Here is a 19,880-nt window from a genome sequence, read left to right on the forward strand (position 1 = left end):
TAGCCTCCCTTGACATCGAGATCAACAGTTCCGAATTTCTGAACTACGGAACAGGGGCGCCAATTCCGGCGGCCGTCCGGATTAGAAGGAACAAGACATGGCTAAGCTCACAGGAAAGGTCGCAGTGGTAACGGGAGCCTCCAAGGGTATCGGCGCCGCGATTGCCAAGGCAATGGCGGCCGAAGGTGCTGAGGTGGTGGTCAATTACGCATCGAGCAAGGCCGGAGCCGACGCCGTGGTCGAGGCGATCGGCGCGGCGGGCGGCAAAGCCATCGCGGTGCAGGGCGACGTTTCCAAGGCCGAACAGGCGCAGGGCGTGGTCGATGCCGCGGTCAGGGAATTCGGCAAGCTCGACGTGCTGGTCAACAATTCCGGCGTCTATGAATTCGCCCCCATCGGCGAGGTGACCGAGGAGCATTATCGCCGCATGTTCGACGTCAATGTTCTCGGCGTTCTCCTGACCACCCAGGCAGCGGCCAAGCATCTCGGCGAGGGCGGCAGCGTCATCAACATCTCCTCGGTGGTCACCAGCCTGGGGCTGCCGGCCTCGGCCGTCTACACCGGCACCAAGGGAGCCGTCGAGGGCATCAACAGCGTGCTTGCCAAGGAGCTTGGCCCGCGCAAGATCCGCGTCAACGCCATCCTGCCGGGCATGGTCGAGACCGAGGGCACCCACACGGCCGGCGTCATCGGCTCGGATTTGCAACAGACCATGGTCGCCCAGACGCCGCTCGGCCGCATCGGCCAGCCGGACGATATCGCCGACATTGCCGTCTTCCTCGCTTCCGACGATGCCCGCTGGCTGACTGGCGAACGCCTGGTCGCGAGCGGCGGTTTCCGCTGAGCCGGGGGTGAAAAGCGCGCGCTTCTTGAGCGCGCGCATACTCGGATACCGGTCCACCCACCCTCCGTCGTCCTCGGGCTGCCCCGAGGACCCACGGCAGCATCATCGGCTGTCGCCAGGGATTCGAGGCTCAAGGCCTGGGATGACGAGGCCGGAGGTGCGTTTCCGCCCAACTCGCCGGCGGCGGCTTTGGCGCAATCATCGCCAGCGCTGTTTGCTTCGCACCTTGACTAGGCGCGTATTGCCGTTTCGAATAAGAGCGCTGTGGCAGAGATGGCAGAAATGCGCCCTCTTATCAGTCGTAATGGCAGACCTTGTTGTCCAATCGACACGCCAACGCTGCCCCGGCAGTGCTTCGACTTTCGCGGGGCGGCAATCACGACTGGCAGGCGAGGGATCGCCTCAGAGCGTGTCGATCAGTCCTCCGTCCACGCGCATGGAAGCCCCGGTCGTTGCGGATGCCAAAGGCGACGCCAGATAGGTTACGAGGTTGGCGATTTCCTCGACGCTTGCAGCTCGTTGGATGATCGAACTGCCACGATGCTTCTTGACGAAGTCCGCCGCGACCTCCTCGATCGGCTTGCCCGTCTTCGCGCGCTCTTCGGCAAGCATCGCCTCGACGCCTTCGGACAGTGTTGGGCCGGGGAGGACCGAGTTCACGGTAATGCCCGTACCGGCCATGCGCTTGGCGAGCCCGCGGGCAACCGCGATATCGGCGGTCTTGCTGACGCCGTAGTGAATCATCTCCACCGGAATGTTAAAGCCGGATTCCGACGCGATGAAGATGACGCGACCCCAGTCGACGTTCTGCATACCCGGAAGATAGGCACGCGAAAGCCTAACGGCCGACATGACGTTTACCTGCCAGTGGCGATCCCACACCTCGTCGTTCGCCTCGAAGAAATCGAGCGGCTGAAAAATGCCCGCGTTGTTGACGAGGATGTCCACGTGAGGAACCTTGGCGACAAGAGCGTCACATCCTTCAGCGGTTGCCACATCGGCTGCGACGGCTGCGACGGTGCCCCCGGCACCTTCGCCTTTCAGGCGTTCGGCGGCATTTGCGGTCTTTTCTTCGGACCGTCCGTTGATCACCACGTCCGCGCCCGCCCTTGCGAGCTGGCGGGCGATGGCGTAGCCGATCCCTTCGGTAGATCCAGTAACAAGAGCGGTCTTGCCTGCGAGGTCGATCTGCATCTGCTGCTCCTTGTGAGGTTGGACAGAGAACGTATGAACTCGCGGTCGGTCTCGCAACAGCCCGCGACGTCGATACCCGATCGCATGTCCGTTGATCAACTCCTCGAACGGGTCGAGATTGGCCTCATCCGCTGTCACGTCTCCGGCAGGCCGGCCTTTCGGAAGCCGTCGACAAAGTGGTCTCGTACAGTTGCATCGCGCAGCGGCTGGGAGCTGAGCCAATGACTGATCGTGAAATGAGGGTGGGCGATCAGGAACAATTCGGCCTCTCGCCGCGCCTCCTCGCCGTGGCCCAACTGCGCAAGCGCAGCTGCCAGGAATTTGCGTGAGTTGGTACGATAGGTTTCTTTCCTGCGGAGCGTAGCGGTTGCCGCCTCATAATCACGCGCGGCATATTGCGCCTGCCCAAGATGACAAAGATACCAGCAGGTTGGATGGGGATTGAGCCGCAGGGCTTTTTCGATCTGCGCCAGTCCGTCGGCAACCCTGCCGTCGAGCACGGACATGTCCGACATGGCGGCCCAGGTGTCGGCGTGGTTGGGGTCCAGCTCCAGGGCCTTGGCGAAGGCGGCATCCGATTCCTCCCATCGCCGCTCATAAGCCAAAATGGTACCCAGAACGTAACGGCAGCCGGCATCGTTGGGATCCAGGTCGACCGCCTTCTGCGCTGATGTCACCGCCATCCGACGGTTGGGATCTTCGGGCTCGCCGAAATGAGTCCAGGCAAGCCAACGGTTATAGGCGAGCAGACCGAGCGCCTCGGCATATGATGGATCGAGCTTGACCGCGCGTTGGAGCAGCATATAGGCCTCACGCTCGGTTTGCGGCGACTCTTCCGTCAGCAGGCGAGCGCGCACACACAGGTCGTAGGCCTCGAAGTTCTTCGGCCGATTGCGCGGCGTCGGGATGGTCAGCCGGCCGACGAGGGCTTCAACGATCTTGGCGTTGACTTCATCCTGTAATTCGAAAACATCTTCCACCGTCCTGTCAAACCGTTCGGCCCACAGGTGCTGGCCTCCAAGCGCATCGACCAATTGGGCATTGATGCGGACACGGCCCATTGCGCGTCTGGCGCTCCCCTCCAGGACGTAGCGGACGCCGAGTTCCTGGGCGACCAGCCGTACGTCGACCGCCTTGCCCTTGTAGCCGTAGACGGAATTGCGCGCGATGACGAACAAACCAGCCGTGCGGGAAAGGTCGGTGATCAGGTCTTCGGTCAAGCCGTCGACGAAAGGCTCGTCCGCTTCATTCCCACTCATATTCGTGAACGGCAATACAGCGATCGAGGGATTTTCCGGCAGCGGCAATATGCTCTGCAGCGCATCCGGCCAATGCCAAACGTGGACTGGGCGGGTCAGGTTCTTCAGGTAGCGTTCGCCTGCATCGAAGAACTGGTCGCCGATCTTGCCGACGATCTCGCCGTGAACGCTGCCTGAAATGCAGATACCTCCCGGCGCGGCCTGCGTCTCGAGGCGCGCCGCGACATTGACGCCGTCGCCGAGGATGTCTGAACCATCGTCAATGACATCTCCCAGATTGACGCCTATACGCAAAAGCAGGCGCCGGTCTCCGGAAGCCTCGATAGCAGTGGTGGTCCGTTGCATTTCCAACGCTGCAGCGACCGCGTCCACCGCGCTCGCGAATTCGATCAGGAATCCGTCGCCCATGACCTTAAAGATGCGACCGTTATGGCGCATCACAGCCGGCTCGATGACGCCAGAACGGAGTTCCCTGAGGTTCGCCAGCGTTGCCGCTTCATCAGCCTCCATCAGGCGTGAATATCCCACCACATCGGCAACGACGATGGCAGCAAGGCGACGCTGAAGAAATCGATCCGTCATATGAGGACAAGCCCAACGACCGGGGGTCCATAAGTTATTGCTCAAATACGGGTCAGTCAACAAATGGTAAGAGGTGATGTCCAGGCGATCTCCACCTCAACCAGTGCGATCGGCAGATCTATCGCGCTCTCTCGATATGAGGATATGATCTCCCTTGATTTCTCGATCTCGTTTCGCAGGTCCGCGCGAATGGCTATTGTGTCTTTTCCCCTTAGAGATTGCCCTAATTGCCATGGAGCAACGACGTTTGGGAACGTCGATGTTTACGGCTCAAGTGTCCTGTTGGGATGCGGCCGATGCCGACATACCGAAAGAATACCACTTCCTCAGATCCGCAAATCGAAACTCTACCTGGACCAGAGCTTTCTAAGTCTGGTCTTCAAAGGGGAAGACGACCGCTTTCTTACTGTCGCCGAAAGGATCAAATCACTCTGTGCGAAACAGGCTCTCGTAGTACCTTATTCCAACATCCATGAGGATGAGACACACCAGTGGAGACGCCACAGAGAATTGCTGGACTTCATCAAGGCAACAGCGCGCGGCCACGAGGTAGTGCCGACCTACAATGTTATTCAAGATCAGTTCGATAGAGCACTTGACCTTTGGTTGACTCAACAAGATCCGATTTTCCCCATTGATAAATGGGTTGCATTCGAACGAGAGATTGATGACTGGGAAGGCTATTACCGAATTGACGTTGGAGGTTACTATGGCGACGTCGAAAAAATTCGAGCTGCCAAGATCGAATCGATATCGGGCCTTGTGGAGACGTTTGACAACTGGCGAAATGGCTCTGAAACGGTCGATGAACAAATAGACTTGGAGCTAGCGTCCGCCGCAAGAGGTTATCTAAATGCCTACTACACGTTTGTAGAGCGCTTAGCCGCTGGTGATTACGACGTGCTACTATCTGGCCCGATCAACGCGCAATATGTGGAACGCCTAATAAGACACCGCGCGTTAGGCGAAACCGTCGATGAGCGTGTCCAATCAGCGATACGTTTTTTACACTCGTCGCATTTTGCAGCGATGCCAGCGCAGTCGATATCCGCTCGGATCTATGCCGCACTTCGGGAACAAGTGAGGCGAGGCGCATATGCGAACAAGGAAAAAGCGATCGACCGACTGAGTGGCTTCTTCTTCGACGTCAATCATATCTCCGTTTACGCGCCTTACTTCGATGCCATGATAGTGGACCGCAGCATGCATGAGCTGTTGAGAACGGACACGGTCGATTTGACGGGAAGATGGGGCACGAGGCTCTTTAGCGCCTCAAACCTGGAAGAGTTAGAAGCATGGCTGACGGAAATAGAGGATGCAATCCCGAGTGAGCAAATAGAAGCTCTACCGGTCGCATACCCTCGCCTAAAACTGAAATGAGAAAACGTCCGCACTATCATGTTCTTCGCGCAGCCCCTTAATGACGCATGCCGGAGCTTCCCGTCTTACTGAAGGGCGCCGCCGGGACTATTGATTACCTTATAGAATTTTATAAGCTGCCGCTCATTTCCGAGAGCGGTTAGGACGCTCCAAAGGGCATCCGGCATGAGGAGCATCCGATGATCCACGAATTGCGCATCTATACATGTCTGCCGGAGAGGCTGCCGGCACTGCAACAGCGTTTCGAGACCGCGACGCTGGCGATTTGGGAACGCCTCGGCATCCGCTCACTCGGCTTCTGGACGACGATGGTCGGTTCTTCCAGCAACGATCTGACCTACCTGATCGAATGGCGGTCGCTGGCGGAGCGCGAGCAGAAATGGGCCGAGTTCATTGCCGATCCGGAGTGGCAGGAAGCGAAGGCGAAGAGCGAGGCGGATGGGCCGATCGTCGCCAACATCGTCAGTTCGCTACTGAAGCCGACACGCTTCTACCGCGGCTTCTCCAACCTGTCGGAATAACCGTTACGGCCGGCCGAGACCCCATGACCATGCCCGACACCGCCGCCTCCTTGAAGACGCCGCCGATCGCATCGCCGACATTTCCCGGGCAGATCTGCAGATCATGCGGCGCCGCGCCGCGCTTCTGTTGCGGAACTCCGGGTCGATCGCATTCGAAGACGACATTGAAGAAGCTCTTCGGGATCTGTCCGGCGAGTTCGGCAAGACGCGCAACGATACCGTCAGGCTGATCGTCCGGGAGTGGATGGAGAAGAACACCTATTTGCCGGTGCACGAGCTGGATGAAGACGGCGATGTAGATGGGAGTGCCTGAGGGGCGCTATTCTTGGTTGGCACCTACGTGCGAACCCGAAATGGAGCATCAGCATGCCAACCTGCGCACAGACGATTGGATCAATGAATGCCAGTCGAGATTGACCGCCCAGTTGCTGGAGATGAAGTTGTACTGTTAGAGCGAACCACGCCGCAAAGATATCGCGAGTGGCTCATTGCCCTCACGGGTGGCATTGAGACTCTGCCCGCCGAATTTCGGGACCGCATGCCTGCCCCTGAGGAGGAACTGAAGACTCTACTCGCGCGGATGTTGCCAGGAGATGAACTCTGGCTTGCGAGGTCGCGGCGCTTTGAGCCAACAGCCCTCGTAGGGAATAGGGGTATCGCAGTCGTACGAAATGGCCATGCCGTCTGGTATCGAATAGGTATGCACCACTAACTCATGCCCCAGCCACGGCTGTGGGTGCTTGGAGAAGAACACCTATCTGCAGGTGCACGTGCTCGAGGAAGATGGAGATGTTGCGGGCGTTATACTTGACAGAATCCGCCCACTCCCACTACGAAGTGTCCGCCCTTTCGATTGTTTCGGGGCAAAGGCTGGACGTAAATGTTGTTTAAGAGTTTTGGTGGGGTTGATCTTTTCTTTCGCCTTCAAAATCAGAACTTTATCAAACGATATGAGGGCCATATTAGCGGCCCACCGCTCGATATGGTTATTTTGTCTATATCGATCCTGTTTCTTTGGTTAGCCGGAGCAGATTTACTGTCTTACATCGCCCCGCACTTAAGATACTTTTTGGTTATTCTACCGAAATACCACTATGAACTGCCATGGCTCGCGGAGAATCATTCCGAACAGATCGCCCTTTACACATGTCTTTCGTATTCTCTGATCACATTCACGGTCGTGAAGACCCTATTGTTTTCGCTTTATATTGTTTCTTCCCCATTGGGCCGAGAAATTATGGTTACGGATTTAAAGAGCTTTGTGAAACCCGCCGCGGCATTTGTGCTCACATTCCTTTCTCTTGCTTTCCTCTTTCCTTTGCCGATCTACGGTACGGGCGCTTCGACAACACTTGTCGGAAATGCGTATTCTCTCACGATTTTGAATATACTTTTTCTAAAGATGCTGAGCGGTGGGATCTCGGCGACCGTTTTGCTGGCCAAGAGAATCAAAAGGCCGAACAGAATTGATGGGGAAGCTTGATTGAGTGGAGATCAAATTGCGCTGTGGGTAGTGCTCGTCATTTTTGTGGGGGCCAGTTGCGCCTACAGTTGGTATTGGTACATCAGGTCGGTCATCTTTTACCTTAAAAATGGCTTCGATTTCAGCGTGGACTTCGGCCCTAGTATGTTCTGGTCCGAGTTCCATGACGACCTCGATCGAGCCAAGCCGAGAGAAAAGTTTCTGATCGGGTGGCCCGTAGTTGTGGCTGTGAGTTCTGCGCTGCTCATGGCTCTTCTCAGGGTTTAGTGTCGGTTGCGGATCGTAACAGTTGCCGCACTACTCCAGCTCATAGATCTCCGCGTTGTCCTGCTGCTCCCTCAGTCCCTTATATGACGGGTGCCGGAGCTTCCCGTCATGCGTCCAGGCCCAGCATTGGCAAATCGCGACGGCGGTTGTACTCAATGAAATGATGATCCGCCTTATTTGCATATTTCTCGCAAGTGGGCTCCTCGGCGGCTGCGCTTTTCCGCTCCAACGCAATTTGGATGATTGCCCGACTGAAAGAACGGTCTCGATAGGTGACACATTCAGGTGCGCGGAGCCCGCTAAGGAACCTGCTCTGGGAATGACACCATGACCAAGTTTGATACCGCCGCCCTCCTCGAAGAAGCCGCCGATCGGATCGCCGATATCTTCCGAGCGGATCTTCAGATCATGCTTCGCCGTGCGGCGCTGCTGCTGCGGAACTCCGGATCAATCGTGTTCGACGACGACATTGAAGAAGCTCTCCGGGATCTATCCGGCGAGTTCGGCAAGACGCGCAATGACACCATCAGGTTCATCGTCCGAGAGTGGATGGAGAAGAATACTTGCCTGCCAGTGCACGAGCTGGACGAAGATGGCGATGTTGATGGGAGTGCCTAAGGGAGCTACGGAACCTTATTGACACCGGTGCGGCTCCCTAGCACTGCTGGACCAATGCGAAAGTTGCACGTCCCGTTTGAAAATGGACCTGCATAGCTTTGGGGGATAGATGCCGTTTCCGGCCGCGCCTTGGGTCATTGGCCCAGTTCCAATTATTCTGACAGTCTGGGCTGCGTACGCTTGCGGCATCGCTGTGATAAAGCAAAGGCCAACCACTGGGGAGGCATTTTTAGCCGCATTTCTTCTTCCGGGCGGCCTTACCTCGATCGCGTGTCAGTTATTTCTTTCACATCGGAACTTCACTGCTCTGTTAATCGGCAATCAATTCGTCTCCAGCGCATTCTTTTTTATTGTCATGCATGCGAGTGGCATGCGCGGAACACCGGATCTCACGTCCAAGGAAACGTTGCAAAGGGCTGTTAAATCTTTCGTGATTTTGCTGACTTCATACATTGTCTCTAATTTGCTTTTCTGGCTGTTTCCCGGCTCCGACAGATGCACGATTGCGAAATGCTCTGTTTACGAATGGGCTCTGGGTAGAAAAGATCATATTTTTGCAAGGCTGTACTTGGAGACATTGTGGGGAGTTATGCTGCTTATGGGGATATTTTCTATTCTATATTACGCATTTCGAAAAATTAGGCGCGACCACTTTTCGAAGTGATGGTGGAGATGCAGCGTGGATGGAGAAGAACACCTATCTGCAGGTGCACGTGCTCGACGAAGATGGCGATGTTGATGGGAATGCCTGAGCCGCGATATTCTTGGTGGTTACCGACGCGCGAACGTCAAATGGGGCATCACCAATGCCGCCATCCTGCGCAGATCACCGGTTCACTGCATATCCACATTTTAGATGTCGCGAGCTGAAGCTAAGCAGCTTGTTGGAAGGATTTAAGAGCCACGCAGCTTCTTTTGTGCGTTCAGCGCCGATAGAAAGTGGAAAGCAGACACCGGCACGGCAGCGAATGCGAACCGACGCAACATCGAAAGGAAGCTGGACTGCAGTTCGGGTTGCATAAAGTCGCCGAACATCGACATGAATGCTGCAAAAACCAAGCCTTGGAGGATAGCGTATTCAGCTATTCGCGCAACGGACCGGTCCCGTAGGTTCTCGGGCGGAAAGAAACCAGCCAGTCCCTTCATCGCAAGCAAAAAGAGTGGAAACAGTAGGCCAAGCTTAAACAGTGTGGTCGGCGAAGTGGCCTCATTAGTGAGGTATAAGCCTAGCGGAATGACAAAAGCGGGCACGAGAAAGATAAGGTAGTCCTTGAGCACCTGATTTTTCACCGGTGAGCCTCCATACCTCGTCAATCAAAGATTGTAGTATTCAGTGGATTGATGTCAACGGGCTCGGTGTGCTCGATTCATGATTTGTGCAGCGCCGCGCCGCCATGCACTGTGAGACCGATGATGGCGCACCTTGCCACCAAGGCGGGGTACTCAAAATCAGGAAAGGGTTCCACCAAGCGCCGTGGCGGACAGGAGTATTTCTGAGATTTCACCAAAGGCGAATAGAGCGAAGACGGTAAGCAACAAAGCAACGGCAATAAGGATTTCGGTCTTTGACATCCTTAATCAAGTAGCCATCTCGTTACCGGCGACAATCGGACTTAGGTCTGGTGATCCTCCTCGTGCCATTGACATTCATCTAACTCCGTAGTCCTACATCATTCGAAGGCATAAATTGCTACCTCATCAGCAATATCCCTCAGCCCCTTATATGACGGGTGGCGCAGCTTCCCGTCATGCGTCCACGACCGATATTCGATCTCGGCAACCAGCTTCGGCTTGATCCAGATCAGGTTCTTGCGCCCACCGGAATATTTGACGGCCGGTTTGGTCGCCTTGATCTTGTCCATCGTTGCGCGAAGCTTCATCGCCTCGTCAGCCTTAAAGCCCGTGCCGACCGAGCCGACGTAAACAAGCTCGCCACCCTTCCGAGCAGCCAGCAGCAGCGCGCCGATGTTCCCGAACGCCGTTGGAGCGCTGATAACCGACGATCGCGAAGCCGTCGCTCTGGATGCATTTGATTTTCAGCCAGTCGCCGCCGCGACCGCTGCGATAGGTGCTGCGCGATGGGGGACGCTCTTATTGCCGGCGGACAGGGTTACAATCGAGGAATGCAGCGACAGCAGCCCACGTATACGCCGACGACCTGCACGTCGACCCCGCAAAGCACCTGGGTTGGTGGCCGGTCCGTCAGGTTAGGACCACCTGCTATTGATGATCGCAGGATTGATCTTTTTGCGCCTCACTGACGGCCGTCGACGGCGACACCGTCAAGTGCGACGGGCAGAACATGCGCCTGCTGGGCGAAGGTGTTCCGTTCGTCTCGGGCATCGACACGAGCCGTCGAGCGGGAGCAAACCTAGGCTTCTATTTTCGCAGGATTTTCTCCATAGCCTTGCCCTTGGCGAGTTCGTCGATCAGTTTGTTCAGATAGCGGATTTCCCGCATGGTCGTTTCCTGGATCTCTTCCACGCGGACGCCGCAGATCACGCCTGTGATCTGCGATCGGGAGGGGTTCATCCGAGGGGCTTGCGCAAAGAAATCCTCGAAGTTGGTGTTCCTCGCCAGCTGATCGTCCAGGGTCTCTCGGCTATAGCCCGTCAGCCAGCAGATGATTTCGTCGACTTCGGCCTTCGTGCGTCCCTTCTTCTCCGCCTTGGCGACATAGTGGGGATAGACGCTTGCGACGCTGACCGAATAGATACGATGCTTCGTCATGCGTCCTCCGAGCCGATGGCCGACAATGAGCAACCCTCCTGCGGCGGGGCGCAGGGAAGCTTGGCTCATGGACGCAAACTCTACAGCGCCGCCGGCCATGACCGCAATTCGCGCAATCCAGCCGAAGCCACTGGTCTGCTGTCGGCCCAGAGCGGCCGTGCTTCGATTACGCGCGGACGTGGACAATGAACTTGGGACAGCCGGACGGTTCGTACGATCGCTTCGCCCGGTCTACGGAAGTTCGATCTCGCCGTCCACCACGTGGTTGAGGCCGGTGCCTTCCGCCGTTAGCGTCATGCGGACCTTCAACGTATTGCCGCCGACCTGCCCCTTGCGCACCGTCTCCTCGATCTTGCGCTGCGACGTGACGCCGACTTCCTTCAGGAACTTGCGGATCGACATGTTGAAGGCGTCTTCGCTCATGGCGGAACTCCTCTATGTGCGGAAGGGATTGTAATGGAAGGTAAATCGTCAAGGAAGCAGCAATGACGCCCTATGCCCAGAATCTGGCGCGAAAAATTTCGGCGACAGATGACCGCTCCCGGCCCGAAGCGGCCGTTCCCGAAGGTAAAGTTCTCTTTGCTCGCCATCGCTCGATATGCAGTGAGAAGGAGCGGTGCCAGCCGTAGATCGTTCCAAACTCTCTCGCATCGAAGTCGAAGTCCGGATTCCAGATCAGGGATCCGTAGGCGACTATCCATAGCGGCTCGTTTTTGCTCTCCTCGTTGACCCGCTGCACCAAGACGTCCAGTTCATCCTCTGGGATAGGCGTCCATCTTGGCTCCGGCCCTTCCTCTGGGACAGGCCTCAGCGTCCGCAGGACGAGTTCCGGCGTGAGCGCCATCTTCGTTCTACTCACGATGTCACCCGACATCTTGCTTCGACAATCGCGATGTGAGCGGAGCAGAAATCGAGATAGGCCCGGACTATCGTCGAGGGATGACGCTGCCTCTTGTAGACCAGGTGTAAAGCCGTTTCCGGGAAGGGGTACTCGGGCAGAAGCTCTACCAGTTCGCGTGACTTCAGGTATTCGGCTGCAAGAAACGATGGGAGTTCCGTTGCCACATCTCCTGCGATCGCCCTTGCTCTAAGGTGCAGATAATCATTCGCCGTGAAGGTCGCATTGATCTTTTGCGTCTGGCCTCCGAGTGTCCAGGTGGGCTGCGCATCGAGCGTAGAACCCCATGCCGCACAAGGCAGCCGCAAGATGTCTTGCGGACCTTCTGGCCTATCATGTGCTGCCACAAGCTCGGGGCTGGCGACAAGCATATGCCGAAACGTCAGCATGTGACGCGCGATAACAGTGTCGTCAGCGATTGCGCCCACGCGAAGCGCAACATCCACTCCGTCCGCGAGCAAATCGACGCGCCTCTCCGTGGAATAGACGTTGATCTGAATGCCGGGGTGGGCACGCTGGAACAAAGCCAGCAAGTCCCACCACGGCTCGAAAGACTGCGGGAGCGATAGACGCAAGCGGCCCACCAGTTGTGCCTGCTCGCTCAAGATTGCTCGTTCAGCTTCCTCAAGAAGATCAATTCCACCACTCGCTTGCTCGAACAACCGCGACCCGGCTTCTGTGGGGCGGCATCCCTTCGCAGTCCTCTCCAGCAGTTGAACCTTGAGGTCGGCCTCCAGCTCAGCCACCTTCCGGCTAAGTGTGGGCAGTGGCACACCGAGGCGGGCGGCAGCAGAGGAGAGACTGCCCGTCTGAGCCACCGCGACAAACATTCTGACAGCGTTGTAATCCATGTCTAGCTTATCGTATAAGAGAGGCTGGTTGTCAATTCCGACTCTACATTACCAATATTGGTTGGCCTATTCTAGGCGACCGGACGGCTTCTCGTCCGCAAAGATTGGAGATGAGATGCTCGGTTCATCGATACTAAAGTCAGGAGTGATTGCCGCCATGATTTCAACTCTCGGCACCACGTCCTCTGCTCTCGCGGAGACCGCGTATTCAGGACGGGACAAACTGATCGCTCACTCGGATGAGTTTCAGAAACGGATCATTGAGGTGACCGATGGCGTGTATGCGGCTGTTGGGTACTCTGCCAGCAACGTCACGCTGATCCAGGGTAAAGACGGATCGATCATTGTTGACACATCAGCCAACCCGGTCGATGCGAAGGCGATCATGGCGGCATTCGGAGAACGGGTGCGCCATCCAATCAAGGCAATCATCTATACTCATAATCACCCGGATCATACGGGCGGCGCGACGGTCTTCGCGGGCAAAGACAAGCCCGAGATCTACAGCCACAAACTGCTGGTAACAGCGAAACCGGATACTGGACGCGGACGCCGTGATGGTGGTGACGCTTTCGGAACCATGTTGCCCGACGAAGACTTCATCAATGCAGGGACGCAACTCGAATATGGCAGGACGACCCCTCACACGCGCGACGGCTTCATCCCGCCGACGAAGACGTTCGGGGGCGCGGAAAAAGAGCTGACGATTGCGGGTGTACCGCTCAAGTTGATCTTCACACCGGGGGAAGCTGACGAAAATATCTCCGTATGGCTGCCGGACCCCAAGGTGCTAATCGCAGGTGACGTGTTCCTAAAGACATTTCCCAATATCGCGCCACTGCGCGGCTTGCCTACGCGTCCGGTAGAAAAGTGGGTTACGAGCCTCGATAAGTTGATCGCTCTCGGCCCGGACTTCGTCATCCCCGGTCACATGGGCACCATCCAACACGCTGCTGAAGCAAAGGATGCCCTCACTGCGTACCGTGACGGCATCAAGTTCGTTTACAGCAAGACCATGGAAGGCATCGCAAACGGCAAGACACCGGATGAGCTGGTTCAAGACGTAAAGCTGCCGGAGAAACTCGCGAAACACCCTTATCTGCAAGAGTTCTACGGAACCGTGGCATGGTCGGTACGAGGCATCTACTCGCAGAATGCGGGCTGGTTCGACGGAAATCCGACCAACATATTCCCGTTGGCTGACAAGGAACGGGCAGAAAAGCTGATCGCACTGGTTGGTGGAAGCGATAAGGTGCTGAAAAGCGCCCAAGATGCTCAGGAAGCAGGCGAGTTCCAATGGGCCGCTGAACAGGCTGACTACCTTCTGGCGGTCGACGGGAAGAACGCAGCCGCCCTCGATGTGAAAATCAGAGCTTTCCGCGAGTTGGGCGAACGGCAGATGAATGCCACCGCCCGAAACTACTATCTCACGGTGGCCAACAGCCTGAAGACAGTTCGCTCCAGCGACAGGTAGACTGTGACAAGGCATCGCCTGACTAACGCCAGGCGATGCCCGCATATCGGCCAAAGGCATGTCTGCTTATGGCGCATTGCCGCCCGGCAGCTTTGGCAGTCGGTCGGTGGTGTCTCTGACGTCATATCTGCTAAAGCTGGGGAGTAAATCGGCCGCGATGTCACCAACCGCCCAAGTGTGAAGGGCGCAACGGGCTGATAGCCTCTTGTCTTGGAGGAGGAGCGCTGGGATGAGCACCGACCGGGAGACTGTGCGGTCCTATGATGCGGTCGCGGCCGAGTACGCTGCCGAGGCCGCGGTGATGCCCGAATGGGTCGCGACAGAGATCGACGTGTTCGTGACCGAGCTCTCCGGCTCGGGCAGGGTGCTGGAGATCGGAAGCGGTGGCGGGCGAGATGCACTTGAGCTTGAGAAGCGGGGAATGAGCGTCCGGCGCACGGACATTTCAAAGGGTTTCGTCGAATTGCTGCGCGAAAGTGGCTTCGAGGCCGACCTGTTGGACCCGCTGACCGATGACCTGGCCGACCCGCAGCGTCCCAGCATGCCGTACGACGGGATCTGGGCCTGTGCGTGCCTCATTCATGTCGCGCGCGGGGATTTCGGCACGGTGCTTGGACGGCTTGCCGAGGCGACACGGAGCGGTGGCCGACTGCACGTCTCGGTCAGGGAGGGCGACGGCGAGGATCTATCCACACACGGCAGTGCTGCAGCACCTCGGCGCTACGTCGAGACGTACTGGCGTGAGCCTGCCCTGCGGTCGGCACTCACAGACGCCGGCTGGATCGTCAACGATGTACGTCGGTACGTCGGAAGGCCCCATGATCGGTGGCTGAGCGTTCGGGCAAGCCGGGCCTGAGGCAAATAGAACTTGCCGGATGGCCGGCTGTGGCGCGACTGTGAACTCGAGGTGATCACCCGATTGTCGGCTTCCCGGCGAAGGCAAAGATCGCCTGTGGCGACATGCGGACGCATTGCTGACCTTGCGTTCCAGCCAGAGAAAGGCCAGCCCTCGCCGAGATCTCGCTACCCTCCTCACGTGTTGTTGATCGCGATCTCGCAGCGGCTGGTTGCACCGCACACTCTTTGCTGTTCTTTTCGCACCTGCGAACGAATCGCTTCTGTAACCCGCCGGACGAGAGACATTCCTCCCCAATCCGACGTCCGGCCAGAAAGAGGATCCGAACAATGGGTGATCTCCTGAAAGGTATCTCCAGTTTTCGCGGCGCGGTTTTTCCCAACCAGTCGGCGCTTTACCGCAAGCTGGCGCGGGAAGGCCAGCAACCACAGGCTCTGATGATATCCTGCGCCGACAGCCGGGTGATGCCCGAAACCATCACGCAGGCCGGTCCCGGCGATCTCTTCGTCTGCCGCAATGCCGGCAACATCGTCCCGCCGTTCTCGACCCTCAATGGCGGGGTCTCTTCCGCCATCGAATATGCGATCCTGGCGCTCGGCGTCAGCGACATCGTCGTTTGCGGCCATTCGGATTGCGGCGCAATGAAGGGCCTGTGCCATCCGGAGCTGCTCGAGCCGATGCCCAATGTCGCAGCCTGGCTGCGCCACAGCCACGCCGCCTATTCGATCGTTTGCCGGGCCTATCCGGACGACCTTTCCGAAAGTGATCGCGTGCGCGCCGTGGCGATGGAAAACGTCGTCGTTCAGCTCGATCACTTGAAGACACATCCTTCCGTCGCCGCGAAACTCGCCACCAGCGAGATCACCCTTCACGGCTGGTTCTTCGACATCGAGACCGGCGAGGTCCAGGTCTATGACGGGGCGAAAGCGACCTTCACGGTGCCGCAGGAGGGAGAGCCGCTGCCGGTTGCGGTGACCGGCCGCGATCGGCCGCATGTCATGCCGCAAATCGCAGCAATGCTTGCCGCGGAGTAGCGCCATGACAGCAGTGACCTCCACTTTTTCGCGCGACTTCGCCTCCTCGCTGGTCGTCTTCCTCGTTGCCATTCCGCTGTGCCTCGGAATCGCAATCGCCTCCGGCGTGCCGGCGTCGATGGGCCTGATCTCCGGCATCATCGGCGGCATCGTCGTCGGCTTCCTGGCGGGCTCGCCGCTGCAGGTCTCCGGACCGGCAGCCGGGCTTGCCGTCATCGTCTTCGGCTTCGTTGAGGACTACGGCGTGGCCATGCTCGCCCCGGTCCTGATCGCCGTCGGTTTCCTGCAGATCGCCGGCGGCTTCCTGCGGGTCGGCTCCTGGTTCCGGGCGATTTCGCCGGCCGTCGTTCACGGCATGCTCGCCGGCATCGGAATCCTGATCATCTTGGGGCAGATTCATGTGCTGATGGATGCCAAGCCCGCTGCCGGCGGCATGGAGAACGTCGCGGCGATCGAGGACAGTCTCGCCCGTCTCTGGGGAACTGGCCTGACGAGCGAGGCAACCGCCTTGAAGGTCGGCCTCATCTCCCTGCTGGCAATGGTATGCTGGGAGAAGTGCCGCCCGAAATCGCTGGCGCTGGTTCCGGGAGCGCTGGTCGGTGTGGCGGCGGCGACGGTTCTTGCCGCCGCGTTGCAGCTGCCGATCGCGCGCGTCGAAGTCCCCACCTCGCTCATGGACAGCATCACGCTGCCGACCGCGGAAAACTTCGCCCGGTTGCTTGAGCCCGGCGTCATTCTCATGGCGGTCATGATTGCCGTCATCGCGAGTGCCGAAACCCTTCTGTCCGCCGCCGCCGTCGACCGGATGCATGACGGCGTGCGCACCGGGTTCAACAAGGAGCTGTTTGCCCAAGGGGTCGGCAACGGGCTCTGCGGCCTGCTTGGCGGATTGCCGATTACCGGCGTCATCGTCCGTTCCTCGGCCAACATTCAGGCCGGCGCACGCACGCGGGTCTCCGCCATCCTGCACGGCACCTGGATACTGGGCCTGGTGGCGCTGGCGCCAAGCCTGTTGACCCTGGTGCCTTTGTCGGCCCTCGCCGCAGTCCTGCTCGTCACCGGATGGCGGTTGATCAGCCTGCGCCATGTCCGCCACCTGTTCGAGCATCATGGACTGGTTCCGGTCGGCATCTGGGCGGCGACCGTTGCCATGGTCGTCCTGCAGGACCTGCTGGTCGGCGTGGCACTCGGCTTGGCGCTGTCGATCCTCGAGATCGTGCCCTACCTCAGGCGAAAACTCGCGATCAGGCACGCGGAGATCGACGAGGAAATCCATCTCCAGCTCGGCGGCGCAGCCACCTGCAAGGACGTGCCCATTCTGCTCAACACGCTCGAGCAGCTGCCCGAGGGCCGCAACGTCAAGATTGTCGGCGAGGACCTCCATTACATGGATCACACCAGCGCCGAAACCATCAGCGAATGGCTGCGACGCGAGGCAAGGGCCGGTCGGGCCATTGAGATTCATGCGCCTCCGGCGGCACGCCACCCCCGCCTGAAACCGCTGTTTCAGCGTTTTGCGACCGAGGTCGCCCGATAAATCTGGGGAGGGCAAACGCCCTCCCCAGGCGCTTCTTATCCATGGCTTTTCAAACCGGCGGTTTATTGCGCCAATCGGCGTGAAGTCGCACATGGTGAAGGATGTTCCTGCCATCTCCTGCCGAAGCCGTGATACGACGATGTTCGGCGACATGCCGACCTGCGTCGTCAGGCCGCCAAGCAGGGCAGCGAACGACATCGGCATCTACGTCTCCAGGTCAAAGCGTTGTGAAACTGAACACCTCTGGCGCCTTGCAGCAGTTCAGGGCATCCTATGATGGCTGAAAATTGTTTATGGCAGTTGGAGGAATGCCGATGCGCTGCTTTACCGTGCTTGGACCCTCGCAGACCGGAAAATCGACGGTCGTGGAAAAGCTCGGCTCCCTGGAGGGGACGCCGAGAAAATCCAGTTCCCCTTATGGATTGAACCTCACAGAATTCACCTTCGGAAATGAGGCGTGGTGTGCGCTGGATGCGCCAGGACCCAACGAAGCTTTGGCGCATGCACAGCACGCGCTTCTTGCCAGCGACGCCTGCATCCTGTGCGTTTCATCGGCACCCGAGGAGGCTGTGCTCGCCGCGCCCTATCTCAGAATAATCGAAGCCTCGGGGACGCCGTGCATCCTCTTCGTCAACCGAATGGACGAACCGAGAGGGCGGCTGAGGGACGTGATCGCCGCGCTTCAAGACTACGCCAACCACACGCTTTTGCTTCGCCAGATCCCGATCCGCGAGGGAGACAGGATCATCGGCAGTTGCGATCTGATTTCGGAACGGGCGTGGCGCTACCGGGAAGGCCAGACTTCGGCGCTGATCGCGATCCCCGAAAGCGTCGCCGAGCGCGAGCACGAAGCGCGCAGCGAGCTCCTGGAACACCTGTCCGAATTCGATGACTGGCTTCTCGAGGAACTGATCGAAGATCGCGAGCCGCCCAGCGACGCCCTCTATGCCATTTCATCACGGGTTCTCAGCGAAAACAGGATTATTCCGGTCCTGATCGGTGCCGCAAGTCACGGCAACGGCATGATGAGGCTGATGAAGGCGCTGCGCCACGAGGCGCCGCCGGTCGGGGTTCTTCGACAGCGCCTGGCGCGTGCGGGCAATGTCGATGAAAACAAGCTGACCGCCGTGAGCTTCCATGCCTATCATCGTCAGAATATCGGCAAGACGGTGCTGGTGCGTGCCTTTGGTGAGGGACTGCGGCAAGGCGCATTGCTGGGCGGCTCCAGCCTCGGCGCCGTGCAGGATCCCGGAAACGGACGGTCCGGCTCGGCAATCGTGCCTGCACCGGGGGATGTCTTCGCGACAGTCAAGTCCGACCACTTGCCCGTCCCGTCGCTGTTGACTTCAGGGGCGACGGTCGCCCCGCCGGAATGGACCGAGCCACCGACGCCGATGCTTGAAAGGATCCTGGTTCCGGGCAGCGAACGCGATGAAAACAAGCTTTCCGAAACGCTGGCAAAACTTTCCGAGACGGATCGCGGCCTTGTCGTTTTGCAGGAGGAAGGCACCGGCGCCCAGCTCGTCCGCGCCCAGGGCCCGGTGCATCTGCGTGATCTCTGCCGAACCCTGTCCGAGGTCTTCCACATTGAGGTAACCGATCGAATGCCGAGCCCGATTTACCGCGAGACAATCGCGAAACCATCGGAGGTTCATTACCGCCATCGCAAACAGACCGGCGGTGCCGGGCAATTCGCGGATGTGAAGCTGAGCATTCGCCCCAACGAGCGCGGCCGGGGCTTCACTTTTAACGAAACCGTCAAGGGTGGCGTGGTTCCGCGCAACTATATCCCTGCCGTCGAAGCAGGCGCGCGCGAAGCGATGGAGAAGGGGCCGCTCGGCTTCCAGGTCATCGATGTCGGCGTAACGCTGTTCGATGGTCAGCACCATGCCGTCGACAGTTCGGAACACGCGTTCAGGACTGCGTCGAGAATGGGAGTGCGACAGGCGCTTTCCGAAGGGTCGGCCGTTTTAATGCAACCGGTCTTCCGCAGCGAAATTCACATTCCGTCGATCTATTCCGGCAGCCTCGTCCAGATCGTCTCCGCTCTCAAGGGTCAGGTTCTCGGCTTCGACCGGGATGAAACCGCCAAGGGATGGGACATCTTCCGGGCACTTATTCCGGGCGGCGCACTTGACGATCTGGCGCGGGCGCTGCGCTCGGCGACGCAGGGCATCGGTTATTTTTCCAAGACCTTCGATCACTTCGAGGAGCTATACGGCAAGGAAGCGGACGCCATCGTGAGGGCACACGGGGAAGCAGGCGTCGCACACTGAAACCTTCGCGCCACGTCATGCTCGTTCGCAGAATGGGCTCATGTCGTTTGGCGGTCTTCTGGGTCTGCGGTTTCCT

General features: G+C 58.5%; 17 protein-coding genes and 5 pseudogenes. 13 read left to right on the plus strand and 9 right to left on the minus strand.

Translation table 11 applies throughout. From position 1 onward, the window contains the following. Window positions 1-97 precede the first annotated feature (97 nt). Window positions 98-844 (plus strand): glucose 1-dehydrogenase, encoded by a 747-nt coding sequence (locus RHE_RS05335; RefSeq protein WP_042118056.1) that lies wholly within the window; start codon window positions 98-100, stop codon window positions 842-844. Window positions 845-1,246: 402 nt separating this feature from the next. Here the strand turns inward: RHE_RS05335 and RHE_RS05340 are convergent, their stop codons facing one another. Together RHE_RS05340 and RHE_RS05345 are read right to left on the minus strand one after the other, a co-directional pair. Continuing rightward, window positions 1,247-2,038: an SDR family NAD(P)-dependent oxidoreductase gene (locus RHE_RS05340; RefSeq protein ID WP_011424392.1), complete on the minus strand. Its 792-nt coding sequence runs from the start codon at window positions 2,036-2,038 to the stop codon at window positions 1,247-1,249. Between the two features lie 134 nt (window positions 2,039-2,172). Continuing rightward, complete coding sequence (locus tag RHE_RS05345) at window positions 2,173-3,879, minus strand: adenylate/guanylate cyclase domain-containing protein (RefSeq protein ID WP_042118059.1); 1,707 nt, start codon at window positions 3,877-3,879, stop codon at window positions 2,173-2,175. 510 nt (window positions 3,880-4,389) lie between these two features. On the opposite strand from RHE_RS05345, the gene RHE_RS05350 reads away from it, so the two are divergent. From RHE_RS05350 to RHE_RS34215, 6 genes and pseudogenes are all read left to right on the plus strand, one after another. Further along, window positions 4,390-5,259: a hypothetical protein gene (locus RHE_RS05350; RefSeq protein ID WP_157700395.1), complete on the plus strand. Its 870-nt coding sequence runs from the start codon at window positions 4,390-4,392 to the stop codon at window positions 5,257-5,259. A 179-nt stretch (window positions 5,260-5,438) separates the two neighbouring features. Further along, window positions 5,439-5,780 (plus strand): NIPSNAP family protein, encoded by a 342-nt coding sequence (locus RHE_RS05355; RefSeq protein ID WP_011424395.1) that lies wholly within the window; start codon window positions 5,439-5,441, stop codon window positions 5,778-5,780. Between the two features lie 23 nt (window positions 5,781-5,803). Beyond that, window positions 5,804-6,093: pseudogene (locus RHE_RS05360) on the plus strand (CopG family transcriptional regulator). A 567-nt stretch (window positions 6,094-6,660) separates the two neighbouring features. Further along, a complete protein-coding gene (locus tag RHE_RS05365; protein ID WP_011424397.1) occupies window positions 6,661-7,263 on the plus strand; it encodes a hypothetical protein in 603 nt (200 codons plus the stop codon). Window positions 7,264-7,857: 594 nt separating this feature from the next. Then, a complete protein-coding gene (locus tag RHE_RS05380) occupies window positions 7,858-8,148 on the plus strand; it encodes a class II aldolase/adducin head domain-containing protein (protein ID WP_011424398.1) in 291 nt (96 codons plus the stop codon). A 680-nt stretch (window positions 8,149-8,828) separates the two neighbouring features. Next, a pseudogene (locus tag RHE_RS34215) lies at window positions 8,829-8,900 on the plus strand (CopG family transcriptional regulator); the annotation flags it as partial. A gap of 142 nt (window positions 8,901-9,042) precedes the next feature. Here the strand turns inward: RHE_RS34215 and RHE_RS05390 are convergent. Both RHE_RS05390 and RHE_RS05395 read right to left on the minus strand, forming a co-directional pair. Then, window positions 9,043-9,438, minus strand: a complete 396-nt coding sequence (locus tag RHE_RS05390) for a hypothetical protein (RefSeq protein WP_157700396.1) — start codon at window positions 9,436-9,438, stop codon at window positions 9,043-9,045. A gap of 380 nt (window positions 9,439-9,818) precedes the next feature. Continuing rightward, window positions 9,819-10,221 (minus strand): annotated as a pseudogene (locus RHE_RS05395) (ATP dependent DNA ligase); the annotation flags it as partial. A 153-nt stretch (window positions 10,222-10,374) separates the two neighbouring features. Here RHE_RS05395 and RHE_RS34220 point away from each other — a divergent pair. Continuing rightward, window positions 10,375-10,498, plus strand: a pseudogene (locus tag RHE_RS34220) (thermonuclease family protein); the annotation flags it as partial. A gap of 29 nt (window positions 10,499-10,527) precedes the next feature. Here the strand turns inward: RHE_RS34220 and RHE_RS05400 are convergent. From RHE_RS05400 to RHE_RS05415, 4 genes are all read right to left on the minus strand, one after another. Further along, window positions 10,528-10,878: a DUF2200 domain-containing protein gene (locus tag RHE_RS05400; protein ID WP_011424402.1), complete on the minus strand. Its 351-nt coding sequence runs from the start codon at window positions 10,876-10,878 to the stop codon at window positions 10,528-10,530. 231 nt (window positions 10,879-11,109) lie between these two features. Then, window positions 11,110-11,301 (minus strand): DUF6494 family protein, encoded by a 192-nt coding sequence (locus RHE_RS05405; RefSeq protein WP_020920657.1) that lies wholly within the window; start codon window positions 11,299-11,301, stop codon window positions 11,110-11,112. A gap of 70 nt (window positions 11,302-11,371) precedes the next feature. After that, window positions 11,372-11,722, minus strand: coding sequence for a gamma-glutamylcyclotransferase (locus RHE_RS05410; protein WP_011424403.1), 351 nt, complete (start codon window positions 11,720-11,722; stop codon window positions 11,372-11,374). 11 nt (window positions 11,723-11,733) lie between these two features. Continuing rightward, the gene (locus RHE_RS05415; RefSeq protein ID WP_011424404.1) at window positions 11,734-12,627 is read right to left on the minus strand and encodes a LysR family transcriptional regulator; all 894 of its coding nucleotides are present in this window, start codon (window positions 12,625-12,627) and stop codon (window positions 11,734-11,736) included. 115 nt (window positions 12,628-12,742) lie between these two features. Between RHE_RS05415 and RHE_RS05420 the strand changes: the two genes are divergently transcribed. From RHE_RS05420 to RHE_RS05435, 4 genes are all read left to right on the plus strand, one after another. Further along, window positions 12,743-14,101, plus strand: a complete 1,359-nt coding sequence (locus RHE_RS05420; RefSeq protein ID WP_244425767.1) for an alkyl/aryl-sulfatase — start codon at window positions 12,743-12,745, stop codon at window positions 14,099-14,101. Between the two features lie 229 nt (window positions 14,102-14,330). After that, complete coding sequence (locus RHE_RS05425; protein ID WP_011424406.1) at window positions 14,331-14,957, plus strand: class I SAM-dependent methyltransferase; 627 nt, start codon at window positions 14,331-14,333, stop codon at window positions 14,955-14,957. Window positions 14,958-15,286: 329 nt separating this feature from the next. Next, window positions 15,287-15,991 (plus strand): carbonic anhydrase, encoded by a 705-nt coding sequence (locus tag RHE_RS05430; RefSeq protein WP_011424407.1) that lies wholly within the window; start codon window positions 15,287-15,289, stop codon window positions 15,989-15,991. Window positions 15,992-15,995: 4 nt separating this feature from the next. Next, a complete protein-coding gene (locus RHE_RS05435; protein ID WP_011424408.1) occupies window positions 15,996-17,528 on the plus strand; it encodes a SulP family inorganic anion transporter in 1,533 nt (510 codons plus the stop codon). Window positions 17,529-17,591: 63 nt separating this feature from the next. Here the strand turns inward: RHE_RS05435 and RHE_RS35200 are convergent. Then, window positions 17,592-17,732, minus strand: a pseudogene (locus tag RHE_RS35200) (SLC13 family permease); the annotation flags it as partial. Window positions 17,733-17,842: 110 nt separating this feature from the next. Here RHE_RS35200 and RHE_RS05445 point away from each other — a divergent pair. Further along, on the plus strand, window positions 17,843-19,804 hold the full coding sequence (locus RHE_RS05445) for an elongation factor G (RefSeq protein WP_011424409.1): 1,962 nt from the start codon (window positions 17,843-17,845) through the stop codon (window positions 19,802-19,804). The last annotated feature ends 76 nt before the right edge of the window (window positions 19,805-19,880 follow it).

Origin of the sequence: Rhizobium etli CFN 42 (assembly GCF_000092045.1) — a bacterium.
Lineage (GTDB): Bacteria > Pseudomonadota > Alphaproteobacteria > Rhizobiales > Rhizobiaceae > Rhizobium > Rhizobium etli.

Excerpts from the sequence above, each read along its gene's own strand:
- RHE_RS05405 (WP_020920657.1), bottom strand. The coding sequence starts at position 11,301 with ATGAGCGAAGACGCCTTCAACATGTCGATCCGCAAGTTCCTGAAGGAA.
- RHE_RS05355 (WP_011424395.1), top strand. The coding sequence starts at position 5,439 with ATGATCCACGAATTGCGCATCTATACATGTCTGCCGGAGAGGCTGCCG.
- RHE_RS05445 (WP_011424409.1), top strand. The coding sequence starts at position 17,843 with ATGCGCTGCTTTACCGTGCTTGGACCCTCGCAGACCGGAAAATCGACG.
- RHE_RS05415 (WP_011424404.1), bottom strand. The coding sequence starts at position 12,627 with ATGGATTACAACGCTGTCAGAATGTTTGTCGCGGTGGCTCAGACGGGC.
- RHE_RS05340 (WP_011424392.1), bottom strand. The coding sequence starts at position 2,038 with ATGCAGATCGACCTCGCAGGCAAGACCGCTCTTGTTACTGGATCTACC.
- RHE_RS05365 (WP_011424397.1), top strand. The coding sequence starts at position 6,661 with ATGTTGTTTAAGAGTTTTGGTGGGGTTGATCTTTTCTTTCGCCTTCAA.
- RHE_RS05335 (WP_042118056.1), top strand. The coding sequence starts at position 98 with ATGGCTAAGCTCACAGGAAAGGTCGCAGTGGTAACGGGAGCCTCCAAG.
- RHE_RS05400 (WP_011424402.1), bottom strand. The coding sequence starts at position 10,878 with ATGACGAAGCATCGTATCTATTCGGTCAGCGTCGCAAGCGTCTATCCC.
- RHE_RS05430 (WP_011424407.1), top strand. The coding sequence starts at position 15,287 with ATGGGTGATCTCCTGAAAGGTATCTCCAGTTTTCGCGGCGCGGTTTTT.
- RHE_RS05420 (WP_244425767.1), top strand. The coding sequence starts at position 12,743 with ATGCTCGGTTCATCGATACTAAAGTCAGGAGTGATTGCCGCCATGATT.
- RHE_RS05410 (WP_011424403.1), bottom strand. The coding sequence starts at position 11,722 with ATGGCGCTCACGCCGGAACTCGTCCTGCGGACGCTGAGGCCTGTCCCA.
- RHE_RS05345 (WP_042118059.1), bottom strand. The coding sequence starts at position 3,879 with ATGACGGATCGATTTCTTCAGCGTCGCCTTGCTGCCATCGTCGTTGCC.
- RHE_RS05380 (WP_011424398.1), top strand. The coding sequence starts at position 7,858 with ATGACCAAGTTTGATACCGCCGCCCTCCTCGAAGAAGCCGCCGATCGG.
- RHE_RS05435 (WP_011424408.1), top strand. The coding sequence starts at position 15,996 with ATGACAGCAGTGACCTCCACTTTTTCGCGCGACTTCGCCTCCTCGCTG.
- RHE_RS05425 (WP_011424406.1), top strand. The coding sequence starts at position 14,331 with ATGAGCACCGACCGGGAGACTGTGCGGTCCTATGATGCGGTCGCGGCC.